This window comes from Wolbachia endosymbiont (group E) of Neria commutata (assembly GCF_964026735.1).
In the GTDB taxonomy this organism is placed as follows: Bacteria; Pseudomonadota; Alphaproteobacteria; order Rickettsiales; family Anaplasmataceae; genus Wolbachia.
This window is the reverse complement of record NZ_OZ034692.1, coordinates 361993-374639: the sequence shown is the minus strand read 5'-3', so window position 1 is coordinate 374639 and position 12647 is coordinate 361993. Positions and strand designations below refer to the sequence as shown.

The 12647-nt window shown below is 35.0% G+C and carries 13 protein-coding genes, 1 tRNA gene and 4 pseudogenes; 13 read left to right on the top strand and 5 right to left on the bottom strand.

Features of this window, described 5'->3' with window-relative positions:
• The first annotated feature begins 16 nt into the window (after positions 1-16).
• The 5 genes and pseudogenes from AAGD89_RS01910 to AAGD89_RS01890 all read left to right on the top strand — a co-directional run.
• Positions 17-790: an alpha/beta fold hydrolase gene (locus AAGD89_RS01910; RefSeq protein WP_341808894.1), complete on the top strand. Its 774-nt coding sequence runs from the start codon at positions 17-19 to the stop codon at positions 788-790.
• A gap of 59 nt (positions 791-849) precedes the next feature.
• Positions 850-1305 carry a class I SAM-dependent methyltransferase gene (locus AAGD89_RS01905; RefSeq protein ID WP_341808604.1) on the top strand — a complete coding sequence of 152 codons (456 nt, stop codon included), beginning with the start codon at positions 850-852 and terminating at the stop codon, positions 1303-1305.
• A 5-nt stretch (positions 1306-1310) separates the two neighbouring features.
• Positions 1311-1652, top strand: a complete 342-nt coding sequence (locus AAGD89_RS01900) for a hypothetical protein (RefSeq protein ID WP_341808603.1) — start codon at positions 1311-1313, stop codon at positions 1650-1652.
• A complete protein-coding gene (locus tag AAGD89_RS01895) occupies positions 1642-1863 on the top strand; it encodes a hypothetical protein (RefSeq protein WP_341808602.1) in 222 nt (73 codons plus the stop codon). The genes AAGD89_RS01900 and AAGD89_RS01895 overlap by 11 nt, the downstream gene beginning before the upstream one ends.
• Positions 1812-2141: pseudogene (locus tag AAGD89_RS01890) on the top strand (major capsid protein); the annotation flags it as partial. The gene AAGD89_RS01895 and the pseudogene AAGD89_RS01890, both read left to right, overlap by 52 nt.
• Positions 2142-2211: 70 nt before the next feature.
• On the opposite strand, the pseudogene AAGD89_RS01885 reads toward AAGD89_RS01890, so the two are convergent.
• Positions 2212-2538 (bottom strand): annotated as a pseudogene (locus AAGD89_RS01885) (transposase family protein); the annotation flags it as partial.
• Positions 2539-2617: 79 nt separating this feature from the next.
• Here AAGD89_RS01885 and AAGD89_RS01880 point away from each other — a divergent pair.
• On the top strand, positions 2618-3451 hold the full coding sequence (locus AAGD89_RS01880) for a transposase family protein (RefSeq protein ID WP_341808601.1): 834 nt from the start codon (positions 2618-2620) through the stop codon (positions 3449-3451).
• 179 nt (positions 3452-3630) lie between these two features.
• Here AAGD89_RS01880 and sdhA read toward each other — a convergent pair whose 3' ends face one another.
• Complete coding sequence (sdhA, locus tag AAGD89_RS01875) at positions 3631-5436, bottom strand: succinate dehydrogenase flavoprotein subunit (RefSeq protein WP_341808600.1); 1806 nt, start codon at positions 5434-5436, stop codon at positions 3631-3633.
• Positions 5437-5593: 157 nt separating this feature from the next.
• Between sdhA and AAGD89_RS01870 the strand changes: the two are divergent.
• A pseudogene (locus AAGD89_RS01870) lies at positions 5594-5854 on the top strand (transposase family protein); the annotation flags it as partial.
• Here AAGD89_RS01870 and AAGD89_RS01865 read toward each other — a convergent pair.
• A pseudogene (locus tag AAGD89_RS01865) lies at positions 5846-6109 on the bottom strand (transposase family protein); the annotation flags it as partial. The pseudogenes AAGD89_RS01870 and AAGD89_RS01865 overlap by 9 nt on opposite strands.
• A gap of 389 nt (positions 6110-6498) precedes the next feature.
• On the opposite strand from AAGD89_RS01865, the gene AAGD89_RS01860 reads away from it, so the two are divergent.
• On the top strand, positions 6499-6873 hold the full coding sequence (locus AAGD89_RS01860; RefSeq protein WP_341808599.1) for a ferredoxin family protein: 375 nt from the start codon (positions 6499-6501) through the stop codon (positions 6871-6873).
• Positions 6874-7114: 241 nt separating this feature from the next.
• Here the strand turns inward: AAGD89_RS01860 and AAGD89_RS01855 are convergent, their stop codons facing one another.
• Positions 7115-7438 carry a hypothetical protein gene (locus AAGD89_RS01855; protein ID WP_341808598.1) on the bottom strand — a complete coding sequence of 108 codons (324 nt, stop codon included), beginning with the start codon at positions 7436-7438 and terminating at the stop codon, positions 7115-7117.
• Between the two features lie 170 nt (positions 7439-7608).
• Between AAGD89_RS01855 and AAGD89_RS01850 the strand changes: the two genes are divergently transcribed.
• Positions 7609-9525 (top strand): ATP-dependent helicase, encoded by a 1917-nt coding sequence (locus tag AAGD89_RS01850; protein WP_341808597.1) that lies wholly within the window; start codon positions 7609-7611, stop codon positions 9523-9525.
• A gap of 65 nt (positions 9526-9590) precedes the next feature.
• Here AAGD89_RS01850 and AAGD89_RS01845 read toward each other — a convergent pair whose 3' ends face one another.
• Positions 9591-10184 carry a hypothetical protein gene (locus AAGD89_RS01845; RefSeq protein ID WP_341808596.1) on the bottom strand — a complete coding sequence of 198 codons (594 nt, stop codon included), beginning with the start codon at positions 10182-10184 and terminating at the stop codon, positions 9591-9593.
• Between the two features lie 164 nt (positions 10185-10348).
• Here AAGD89_RS01845 and AAGD89_RS01840 point away from each other — a divergent pair, with 164 nt between their 5' ends.
• From AAGD89_RS01840 to dapA, 4 genes are all read left to right on the top strand, one after another.
• The gene (locus AAGD89_RS01840) at positions 10349-10891 is read left to right on the top strand and encodes a GNAT family N-acetyltransferase (RefSeq protein WP_341808595.1); all 543 of its coding nucleotides are present in this window, start codon (positions 10349-10351) and stop codon (positions 10889-10891) included.
• Positions 10892-11046: 155 nt separating this feature from the next.
• Positions 11047-11120: transfer RNA gene (locus tag AAGD89_RS01835), tRNA-Arg, on the top strand.
• 77 nt (positions 11121-11197) lie between these two features.
• A complete protein-coding gene (ssb, locus tag AAGD89_RS01830) occupies positions 11198-11680 on the top strand; it encodes a single-stranded DNA-binding protein (RefSeq protein ID WP_341808594.1) in 483 nt (160 codons plus the stop codon).
• A gap of 84 nt (positions 11681-11764) precedes the next feature.
• Positions 11765-12634, top strand: coding sequence for a 4-hydroxy-tetrahydrodipicolinate synthase (gene dapA, locus AAGD89_RS01825; protein ID WP_341808593.1), 870 nt, complete (start codon positions 11765-11767; stop codon positions 12632-12634).
• The last annotated feature ends 13 nt before the right edge of the window (positions 12635-12647 follow it).

Here is a 12647-nt window from a genome sequence, read left to right as displayed (position 1 = left end):
CAATCTGTAATTTTGTATAAGATTAATATCACAGGTAACGTTTAGCATTTATTCTATTTCTACACAAAAAATATATATATTACTTCATGGAGCGTGGCACGCAGGTTGGTGTTGGCTCCGTGTTGTTCCTATTATCACAGAACAAGGACACAAAGTGTTAGCTCCGGATCTTCCTGGCCACGGTAATAACAAAGCATATTTCAAGAGTATAACGTTAAAAATCTATATAGATGAAGTGACTAAGTTAATAAAACTTCAAGATAAGCCTGTGATTTTGGTTGGTCATAGTATGTCAGGTGTCATTATTTCTCAGCTAGCTGAAAATATACCAGAACACATTGAAGCACTTGTTTATGTAAGTGGTTTTATTCCAGATAACAATGGTTCTCTTGTTCATGAAGAGAGAAAAGCAAAAATACAAGGAGTTGTCAAAGAAGTAATAGTTGATGAATCGAATAATAAGATTACACTTAAGTTATCTTCTAATATACAGAAATTATTTTTTAATACCTGTAGCCAAGAAGATGCAAATTGGGCAATGAGCAAATTCCAAGCTCAACCTTTCCGTCCATTTATTGACACAGTTACTCTTAGTACTCAGAAGTTTAAAAATGTACCTAAATTTTATATCGAGTGTTTGAAAGATCAGGCAATAAGAATAGAAGACCAAAAAAGAATGTATTCTAAAATTAACGTAGAAGTTTTTAGCTTAGATACAGATCATTCACCATTTTTGTGTGCTCCACAATTACTCAGTATGTTGTTAATTAATATCGGAGTAAAAAAATAATTTGTAAGGTATTATATATTATGGTAAATACTCTTGTGATATAACATAAGAGATTTTTCATGCTCTCAGAACAAACAGATAATAGAGTATTTAATAAAGATTACGGCAAAAATGCACATTGCCAGACAAGTTTTAATGAAGAGAATATTGCAAAAATTGCTTCCCTTGTTTTTGAGCGTTTTTCTAAGCAAGCAATTAATATATTAGACTTGTGTTGTGGTAATGGTGAGCCAACTTACAATTTATTGAAAAAACTAGAAGAAAAAGGGATGAAGGTCAATAAAATTATTGGGTATGATATTTCACCCGAACAAATAGAAATTGCCAATGACAAATACAAAAATGAAAGGCTACAGTTTAAGGTGCAAGATGTTGAAGAAATGAAAGAAGAAAATTCATATCATGTTATTGTGAGCTTATTCGGGTTACACTGGATACATAATATTAATGAAGTTGCATACAAAGTTTATCAAGCATCAAAGCCAAATGCCTTAGTTTTTTCTTTATTCCATTAGAAAAAATGGATTTATTTAATATAAGGAAAAAATGTCTAGGTGAGTATTATGATGATACTTTTAGAGATTTTAGTTGTAAATCTTTTATTGAAAATAGTCGTTCATATATTAGAGCTTTTAAACCTTATTTTTCTTTAGGTGATGAAGCATTTTCTGGCACAAGAGAAATGATTTACACTGAAGAGAAATTTAAAAAATTCCTTTTAAGTTGGCTTCCTGAAGTGCGTTATTTAAAAAATTACTCGGAAGATCAGGGACAGCATATAATAGAAAAGTATCTAAAAAGATTAGTTGAGCTTATTCCTGAAAGAAAAGGGATTAGCATAAATAGGGGACATGGAGAATAATGCTCCTTCGAATAAGTGTGAAGATATGCAATTTGAAAATGACGCTTTTGTTAGTAAATTCAAGGAAGAAAATAACAATTATATGGTTAAATTTACAGAGAGATTTTTCTATTTTACGGGTTGTAAAAAAGCGCTTGAATTATTCCCTCGTTCAGTTATATCCGAGTTATCGGTGGTGCAAAATACAGAACTATCTTACAATATAAAATAACATATAACTTTGGCCGTACGGAAAGTTTAAAATTATTTCCAAGTAAATCGGTGAGGTTTCGTCATATTACTATTGAAGAGCAAAACGGTGTTTTGAACCTGTTACCAACACAAGTACCAGGAGCATCAGCAACAGTTGGAAAGCGTGGAAAGAGAAAGGTAAGAACGTTTACAATTCCGCATATTCCCCATGATGATGTCGTTTTGCCAGAGGAAGTTCAAGGAATACGTAGCTTTGGTTCAGAAAATGAACTTGTAGCTCTTGCTGATGTTGTCACTAGACCCCCTGCGAAACAACGTAAAGCAAGTTGCTGATAAAATCTGGTAGAAATCCCCAGCCCAAAAATTATTAAAAACCATGCCTCAAATTCACAATACCCGCAATAATATTAAATCTCATGTTATATTTTTTCTGAAAATTGCGGTAAATATTTGACATAATCTTAAAAACTTTGATCTCGCGAATTTTATTTTCCACCCGCATCCTGAACGATGCCAACTTTCGATTATGCTCCTTTTGCTCCTCCGTTAGTGGCTTTTTACGGTGTTTTTTGTATGGAATCACAACGTTTTTCTGCAGTTTTTGCCAACCTTGATAGCCAGAATCAGCATATTTTATGCTATCTTTGGGCAACAATTTTTCCTGTTTTCTTATGCGAAAATCATGCATTCGACCTCTGACCCCCTGCGAAAAGGTAGAAAGTAGGTGAAAACGACTAAAAAGCATGTAAAATGAAAGTTTTAGAAGAGGGAAGATGGCAATAAGTTACGCAAAAGTTTCAAAGACCCAGTATATTTTCAGGCAATTAACGGGTCTGACAACAGAAGAATTTGAAAAAATTGTGGCAAAAGTGCGTCCAGAGTGGGAAAAAATGGACGCGAAAAAGAAATGTCATGGAAGAAAATCGCATGTTGAGGTGCTAGAAGACAGGATTCTATGTGTTTTAATTTATTACAGAACGTACATAACGCATCCATTTTTGGGCTTTTTGTTTAATTTGCATAACTCAAATATTTGTCGACTTTTGAAGAAAATGGAGCCATTATTGGCCAAAAAAATTGCGATAAAAAAGGATAGAACGCTGACTCCAGAAAGGATTTTAAAAATTTTAGCAGACGTCACAGAGCAACCGATACAGCGGCCAAAAGACACAAAAAAACGTAAAAAATCTTATTCCAGAAAGAAAAAAATGACCACAATAAAAACCGAAATTGTGATCGAGGGAAATGGGCAGATTCTGTCGATTTCAAAGTCACATCGAGGCGGAATTCACGATTTTCACATAAGAAAACAGGAAAAATTGTTGCCCAAAGATAGCATAAAATATGCTGATTCTGGCTGTCAAGGTTGGCAAAAACTGCAGAAAAATGTTGTGATTCCATACAAAAAACACCGTAAAAAGCCACTAACGGAGGAGCAAAAGGAGCATAATCGAAAGTTGGCATCGTTCAGAATGCGAGTGGAAAATAAGATTCGCGAGATCAAAATTTTTAAGATTATGTCAAATATTTACCGCAATTTTCAGAAAAAATATAACATGAGATTTAATATTATTGCGGGTATTGTGAATTTGAGGCATGGTTTTTAATAATTTTTGGGCTGGGGATTTCTACCAGATTTTATCAGCAACTTGCTTCACGTTGTTTCGCAGGGGGTCTACTGTTGCAATATCCCTCAAATGCACATGGAGGGCCAACTTTTCCCTCATTTAGAGCTCCAATAATACTAATTCTTTTTTTCTTAAATGCAGGCTTTTCAAATAATTAATTAGTAAATCCTCTTTTCTGGAGCTATGAAATCAATCTCATCACTCAGAGTTTTTTCAGCCACTTTTTTATAATCAAATTTTACATTAATTTGACCTTTCTTTTCTTCGAACCATGCAATAGTGTGTTTCATCCAGTTTGCGTCATCACGTTCAGGAAAATCTTCACGAGCATGCGCACCTCTACTTTCTTTTCGATTAGCTGCGCATTCCATGGTAATAAGAGCTTGTGGGATCATATTTGCAAGTTCGAGTGCCTCAACTAAATCACTATTCCATATCATACTGCGATCTTCAATTGCAATATCAGGCATCATTTTTGCTACTTCTTTTATTGCTTTTTTACCTTCCTCTAGAACTTTAGCAACACGGAATACCGATGCGTACTTTTGCATAGTGTTCTGCATTTCGCTACGTATTTTTGCTACTCTGAGTTCTCCAGAAGCAAATCGCATTTTATTAAATCTATCTATTATCCAGTCTGTACAGCTTGAGCTCAATTTTTTATGTGGTGTTCCAGATTTTAATGTCTCTTTCACTCTCAGTGCTGCAGCTCTACCAAACACTACTAAATCAAGTAATGAGTTGGAACCGAGTCTATTTGCACCGTGCACAGATACACAAGCAGCTTCACCAATTGCAAATAATCCCTTTACTACTTCTTCTTTACCTTTCTTTAAGGTAATCACTTCTCCATGATAATTAGTCGGAATGCCACCCATATTATAATGGACAGTTGGAATTACAGGAATTGGATCTTTAGTAACGTCAACTCCAGCAAAAGTCTTTGCAGTTTCACTAATTCCAGGAAGTCTAAGTTTTATTACTTCAGGATCAAGATGTGCTATAGTTAGGTACATATGGTCCTTTTTTGGTCCTACGCCTCTTCCTTCTCTAATTTCGACTGTTATGGCACGACTTACCACATCACGCGATGCCAAGTCCTTCGCCTTTGGTGCATAGCGCTCCATGAATTTCTCACCTTCAGAGTTTACTAAATAACCACCTTCACCGCGACACCCTTCTGTCATTAAACATCCCGATCCATATATTCCAGTTGGGTGAAATTGCACAAATTCCATATCTTCAAGTGGTAAACTAGCCCTTACCACCATACCATTACCATCTCCTGTGCAGGTATGTGCACTTGTTGCAGAAAAGTAAACACGTCCGTATCCACCAGTTGCTAACACCACTCTATGCGCACGAAATCTATGCAATGTGCCATCGCAGAGTGACCAAGCAATCACCCCACAACATGCACCAGTTTCATCATCCATGATTAGATCTATTGCAATATATTCAACAAAGAACTCGGCACCAAATTTTAGACACTGTTGATATAGAGCATGGAGAATCGCATGCCCAGTTTTATCTGCTGCTGCACAAGTGCGCTGGGCTGATTTTCCTTTACCAAAATGAGTTGTCATGCCACCAAAAGCACGTTGATATATTTTGCCGTCCTCTGTGCGAGAAAAAGGTACACCGAAATTTTCCAGTTCAATAACAGCTTTTTCAGCATTTTTACACATATATTCTATTGCATCTTGATCTCCAAGCCAATCTGAACCCTTGATTGTATCATATGCATGCCAACGCCAATCATCCTCACCAATGTTACGAAGGGCGGCACTAATTCCACCTTGTGCTGCAACCGTGTGACTACGAGTTGGGAAAATTTTAGATACACAAGCAACCGAAAATCCAGCAGCCTTCATACCAATAGTAGCACGCAAACCCGCTCCACCTGCACCAACTACTACTACATCGTACTCATGTTCTACGATATCATACGCTGACTTATCCATACTTCTTACTTTGTGATTACGAGGATATAATATCATAGCAAAGGAAAAAATCTATATTAAGTTTTCTGGATATTACAAAGAGACCTGCTGCAAAACAAGAGAAAAGAGGATGAAAGTATGGCATAAAGAAGAATAGTACAAACAAAAATGAGGCAGAATGGGGTTAAATTACCATAATCCAAAGAAACATCCAAGAAATTTCCGCGATATAACAGGGCTAAAAGTAGAGGAATTTGAAAAAATCATGGAAAAAGTCCGTCCAGAATGGGAAAAACTTGAGAAAAAAAAGAAATGTCATGGAAGAAAGTCGCAGCTACCGACCTTGGAAGATAAAATATTCTGCGTAATTTTGTACTATCGCAGCTACATGACGCATAGGTTTTTAGGCTATTTGTTTAATTTGCATAATGCAAATATTTGAGTTGTGCAAATTAAACAAAAACCCTAAAAATGGATGCGTTATGTACGTTCTGTAATAAATTAGAACACATAAAATCCTGTCTTCTAGCGCCTCAACATGCGATTTTCTTCCATGACATTTCTTTTTCACCTCCATTTTTTCCCACTCTGGACGCACTTTTGCCACAATTTTTTCAAATTCAGATGTTGTGAGCCCTGTCAATTGCCTAAAAACATATGGTGTTTTTACTATTTTCACGTAACTTATTGCCATTTTACTCTTCTAAAATTTTCATTTTACATGCTTTTTAGTCGTTTTTACCTACTTTCTACCTTTTCGCAGGGGGGTCTACCGTAAAAAGCTACTAACGGAGGAGAAACCGGAATTGTGAACTTGCGGCACGGGTTTTTAATAATTTTTGGGCTGGGGATTTCTTACCAGATTTTATCAGCAACTTGCTTTACGTTGTTTCGCAGGGGGCTACAGATTTTATATCTAAGGCCTATTTCAGAGTGCCTCCCTTCTCCATCTAATGCTTAAGCTTAAAACATTAGATGCTTTTTTCAAGATACAAGGTCTATTTTCATGCGTGGTCCTGACCAAAAGACTTGAATTTCTTATTAATTTAATGTACTCAGGATGATGTGGATATACAGTTTTTTATGACGCATTTTGTTACCGATAAATGTATAAAGTGTAAGTATACGGATTGTGTGGAGGTTTGTCCTGTTGACTGTTTCTATGAAGGCAAAAATATGCTTGTCATTAATCCAGATGAATGCATCGATTGTGGGGTATGCATACCTGAGTGTCCAGTGGATGCAATTGTAACTGATGATGCTGTAAAAGACGTTTTGGAGCTGGATGAAAAGCTACTTACTAGCGAACAAAAAATTTTTAAGTCATTTTATGATATAAATATAGAATATTCAAAAAACTGGCCGAATATTACAGCTAAAAAACAACCTTTAGATACAGCGGAGGAATACAAAGAGAAAAAAGGTAAATCAACGTATTTTGATGAAAATCTAGAGTAATATTATTAAAAATTTGATAAAATGTATTATGCAAGATGCCATCCATCGCGCTTTTTTTGATTTCTATCTTGATTCTCAATGTCTTATATAAATGCCATAGTTTTAGCACTTACTTTTTGCATGGTCTCTTCAGTAAAATATTTAACTAATATAATATGACTATTTATCCTATTTGACGCTCTAGATGTATACCCATTTGATTCTCTAGATTTATCCTCGTCAATATGCCGTTTTAACTCTGTTATAATTTCTTCAGGGTTATAAAATGCTGATAAAGACATTTCACAAGCTTGAGGTCTATTTCCATATCACCTTTTAACTTTTCTTGGCACCGACGTTGTACAAAATTTTTTAATTTACTGATCACTACTTTTAATTCACTAATATCTGCTTCTAATTCACTGATATCTGCTTTTAACTCCTCTATAGCCTTGTGATATTCCAGGGATATTAAGTGATCGATCCAGCTATACCAATCATATTCAGATTTATCATTATCTGTAAGCTGTAATTTGTCTTTTCCTAGTGCTGACAGCTCTTCTTGACCATTAGAATTAGCAAACATATCTATTACCTATTTAGCATTATTAGCATATATTTTAATATTACCTAAAATCTTAACATTTGTCAATCCAGGCGCCCACTGCTTGAAACAAACTGGAAGTAAGCAACAAAAACTTTACATAGCGCAAGTAGTAGGGTTAACTTATTGCAACTATAATCTATAGGGCTGTAATGAATGATTATCTTGCGCTACTGAATCCTGAGCAGCAATCAGCTGTAACTAGGGTAGATGGACCGGTTTTGATATTGGCAGGTGCAGGGACGGGGAAAACCAGGACGATCACTTCGAGAATCGCGCATATAATTAAAAATAACTATGCTTTTTCTGACGAAATATTAGCAGTAACATTTACAAACAAAGCAGCAAATGAAATGGTGTCCAGGGTCTTGGAGCTGACAAACACGAATATACCATGGCTTGGCACTTTCCACGCAATTGCAGCAAAGATTTTGCGCCAGCATGCTGAAGTTGTGGGATTAAATTCCAATTTCACAATTATTGGCGTGGATGATCAATTGCAAGTAATCAAAAATATTGTTAATGAAATAACCCCTGATAAGTTGTCAGAAAAGCATAGTGTCATTATGAATATAATTCAGAAATGGAAAGAGAAATGTTGGATGCCATCTGAGGTGGAAGATGTGCAGTCGTTCAGGTCAGTATATGTAACTGCGTTAAAAGTTTATCATCAATATCAAGAGAGGTTACAATTTTTAAACTCTGTCGATTTTGGCGATTTGCTGCTGTATAATATACAGCTCTTCAATAAAAACACTGAGATTCTGTCTTACTACCAAAATAAGTTTAAGTATATCATGGTAGATGAATACCAAGATACAAATGCAATACAATATCTTTGGCTAAAATATCTGGCAAAAGAACACTCGAATATTTGTTGTGTGGGAGATGATGACCAGTCAATATACAGCTGGCGTGGCGCAGAAATTGAAAACATTTTAAAATTCTCGGATGATTTTAAAAACGCAAAAACCTTCAAATTAGAATGCAATTATAGGTCAACGTCTCACATACTTGCAACTGCATCATATGTCATCAATCATAATAAAACTCGTTTAGAAAAAGAATTGTGGACGACAAACATCGAAGGAGAAAAGGTAAATCTAATAAAATTATGGGACGGAAAAGCTGAAGCAAGATTTATAAGTGAACAAATATTAAAGCTTAATCAATTTAGATTCAGCGACATTGCAGTACTGGTAAGGGCTACTTTTCAAACTAGAGTTTTGGAGGAGTATTTTATAAAATATTCAATTCCTTATAAAATTATAAGCGGTATGAAATTCTATGAACGTCAGGAAGTTAGGGATTTAATTGCATATTTAAGACTTATTACAAATAATAATGATGATCTTGCTTTTGAAAGAATTGTAAATCGACCAAAAAGAAGCATCGGAGCCACAACTCTAAGAAAGATATATGTAGCTGCTCAGGATAGCAGAATTTCTTTTTTTGAAGCAGCAAAAATTCTAGTTGAGAGTAATCAAGTAACAGAAAGAATTAAGTTCTCACTAAATGATTTTTTAAATAAAATTGAGACCTGGGGAGGAATAATAAACACAAAAACACTTTCTGAGTTTGTTGGAACCATAGCAAATCAATCAGGATATATTGAAATGCTTGAAAGTGAGGGGGTAACAGGTGTAGCGCGAATAGAGAATGTGAAAGAGCTCATCTCATCCTTAAAAAATTTCGATAACGCGACAACTTTCTTAGAACATATAAGCTTGGTGATGGAAGTGGACAACATGAATAGTGACGACACCGTATATGTTATGACTCTTCATGCAGCAAAAGGGCTTGAATTTCCATGTGTATTTCTACCTGGTTGGGAGGAAGGATTATTTCCTCACCAAAGATCTTTTGAGGACAAAACTGGTAAAGCTTTAGAAGAAGAAAGAAGACTTGCATATGTTGGCATAACCAGAGCAAAAGAAAAGCTGATCATTTCATGCGCAGATAGAAGAGAAATTAACAATCAGTGGCAACCGATGCGCACTTCTCGATTTATTAAAGAATTGCCAAGAGAAAATGTTCAGGTTATTAAGAGCAGTGTTGCTTATTGTTAAATAAATTCCATGGATCTTTTGGACGTATGGCATTTATTTGTGTTTAGTTAAAAAAGAAACTGCTGTTAACCGTGTCGGCGAGCTGATCTATCTGACTGCACAGAATCAGTTTGCATGGCTGTTACTAGGGTTTGCGGAGAATCCTCTGTTTCTATCCCTTTTAACATACTAGATAAGTTGTCTACAAGTAAGTCTGATTTAGTGCAAATCTGCTCTATTTTCTCAGTGGATAGATATGAATCTACTGAACCTGTGACATCAGATACTCCTTTTAAAACCACCGCAGCACCATATGGTACATATGATACAGCGTATATCACACCTGATGTAAAATTTAGTACATGCTGAGAAGCAGTGGTAATTGTATATCCTACTGTATTTTCATCTTTTCCTTTACACTTTTCAAGCACTCTTGATGAGCCATGAGGAATATAAGATGCACCAGCTACAACATATGAAGTTCCGCTTAAGGCATACGATACAACTACTGTTGTTGTAGATAGTACCTTAGTTCCACATTTTGTAGTATAAAGTAATGGCTTCAGAACATAAGAAACAGTACTTTGCGTAAATTCTCCAGATTCTACAGGATTAACTCCAACATCACTTTCAATAACAGCCTGGCTATTAGAACCCCTGCCAAAAAGATTTGAAAACATTTTTTTTACCTACACTTAAACATAATACTAATATATTAACTTAATATTAATTAAGCGTCAAGCATTCATATCATTTCCATAATTTTTATTGAAAAATATCAGTTTTTTATATTTAAAGTAACACAATGTGCATATACTGTTGATGTACTGTATTGAGTTTAGCTATGAGTGAAATTATCACATTTAAAAGATTAGGCAAAGAGCATTTCCCACTGTTATTAAAATGGTTAGAAACGCCTCATGTCAAAAAGTGGTGGGATAAAGAAATAAAATGGACACCAGAGTTAATTGAGAAAAAATATAGTACTTACGTTGAGAGATATAAGCGTTTGGTACTCACAACACAAGAGATAATAAAACCAATATATGCTTTTATTATCAATGTTGATGGAGTTGATATTGGTTATATTCAATGTTATGACAAGCACGATTTTCCACCTGAACAAGGCTATGATACTTCGTGGGTTCCAAAAGGCTGCGCTGCTATAGATTGGTATATTGGGGAGCTGGATTACGTAGGTCGGGGTGTTGCTACAAAAGCTTTGAATACGTTTTTAAATGAATTTGTCTTTAAAAGTTTTGCAGGCGTATTTGTTGATTCTGAAACAGCAAATGTTTCTGCAATTTGCGTTTACGAAAAAGTTGGATTTAAAAAAATCAAGAAAGTTAAGGATTTAACCATGATGGTCAAGAGTGGTCATTGGTAAAGATTCAGAAAAAATGCACTGTGCCTTATTTGGCTGACTAGTAACTGTAGTTGGTTATTATAACATAAATATTAACTTGGTTTTAACGTATAAATAACTTTATCTAAAACAAAAGTTTGACTTGGGCAGTTTATCTATAAAATAACAAAAGATATGCGCTTGTAGCTCAGCTGGATAGAGCGTTGCCCTCCGGAGGCAAAGGCCGCGGGTTCGAATCCCTCCAAGCGCACTTTTAATTCAATTTGACAAAAATAATTTTATACAAGATAATTAAACATATTTAATTGTCTATTTTAGAGCATAATCATGTCTGGTGGTACTATAAACAAAGTCATACTAATTGGAAATTTAGGAAAAGATCCTGAGATTAGAACTACACAAAATGGAAAGGAAATGGCTAATTTTTCAATAGCAACGTCTGAAAGCTGGACTGATAAATTTTCTGGGACACGATCTGAAAAAACAGAGTGGCATAATATTGTAGTTTTTAGTGAAGGGCTAGTAAAAATTGTAAAAGATTTTGCATGCAAGGGCAGTAAGGTTTATATTGAAGGATCACTAAGAACTAGAAAATGGACTGATCAAAATGGTAATGAAAAATATACAACGGAAGTTTTACTACAAAACTTTAATAGTGTCCTTACTCTGCTTGATTCACGTAGCAGTATACCAAACTCTGATTATAAACCAAACGAATACAAACAAAATGAGCCAGAGCACAAAGGTAAACATGATAGTTTCAACGATGATATAAAAGATGAACTAATTGATGATGAAATACCGTTTTAATAATTTAATTAATCTCATTGTAAACTTTCCAAAAGCATGAAAAATTACAATTTTACGCGGGCCTGTTTTTATATGAGATAAACAGTGTTTTTATGGACTGCTTGTGTTACTCCTTTTAGTCATAACGGAGATAGCATAGATTATAAAAGTTTGAAGCATTTGCTGATAATGCAAGCTGAAGCTAGCAATGGTGTAGTACTACTTGGCAGCACAGGTGAAGGTTTATCGCTTATTGAGTCTGAAAAACGTTCATTAGTTGAATTTGTATGTAAGTTAAAGTTAAATACAAAAATTATAGTTGGTGTACCAGGAGTTAATCTGTATCAGACCCTGGAATGGCTTGATTTTTGCAAAGATATGCCAATTCATGGCTATCTGATGACGACACCTATTTATACAAAACCTGGTATTATTGGACAGACTTTATGGTTTGAAAAGCTACTTGAAAAATCACATTTACCAGCTATGCTTTACAATATTCCGTCAAGAGCAGGAGTAAACCTCCACTCTGAAACTGTACGTAACTTATCCAACCATGATAAGTTTTGGGCTATTAAAGATTCAAGTGGCACTATAGATACTCTAATTGAATATAAAAAAATTGCTTCAAATATTGAGGTATTTTGCGGAGATGATAGCATGATGCCGGCTATGTCTGCCATGGGAGCTTCTGGTTTGGTTTCTGTTGCATCTAATCTTTGGCCACATGAAGTGCATAAATATGCTAAAAAATGTCTAAGCGGTGAAAGTTGGGAAACAAATGTTTGGCTCAAAGCTTTTAAGGCTCTATTTACTGCCAGCAATCCAATACCTGTTAAAGCACTACTGCATGATATCGGGTTTATAGAGCATAATACTGTCCGGCTACCACTCAGCACACAAGACTTGCTTTCTCTTGATGGACTGAAAGAAGCAAGTCAAATAATTTCAAACTGTAAAAAAGAAGATAGTTAGATTAGTTAGATAA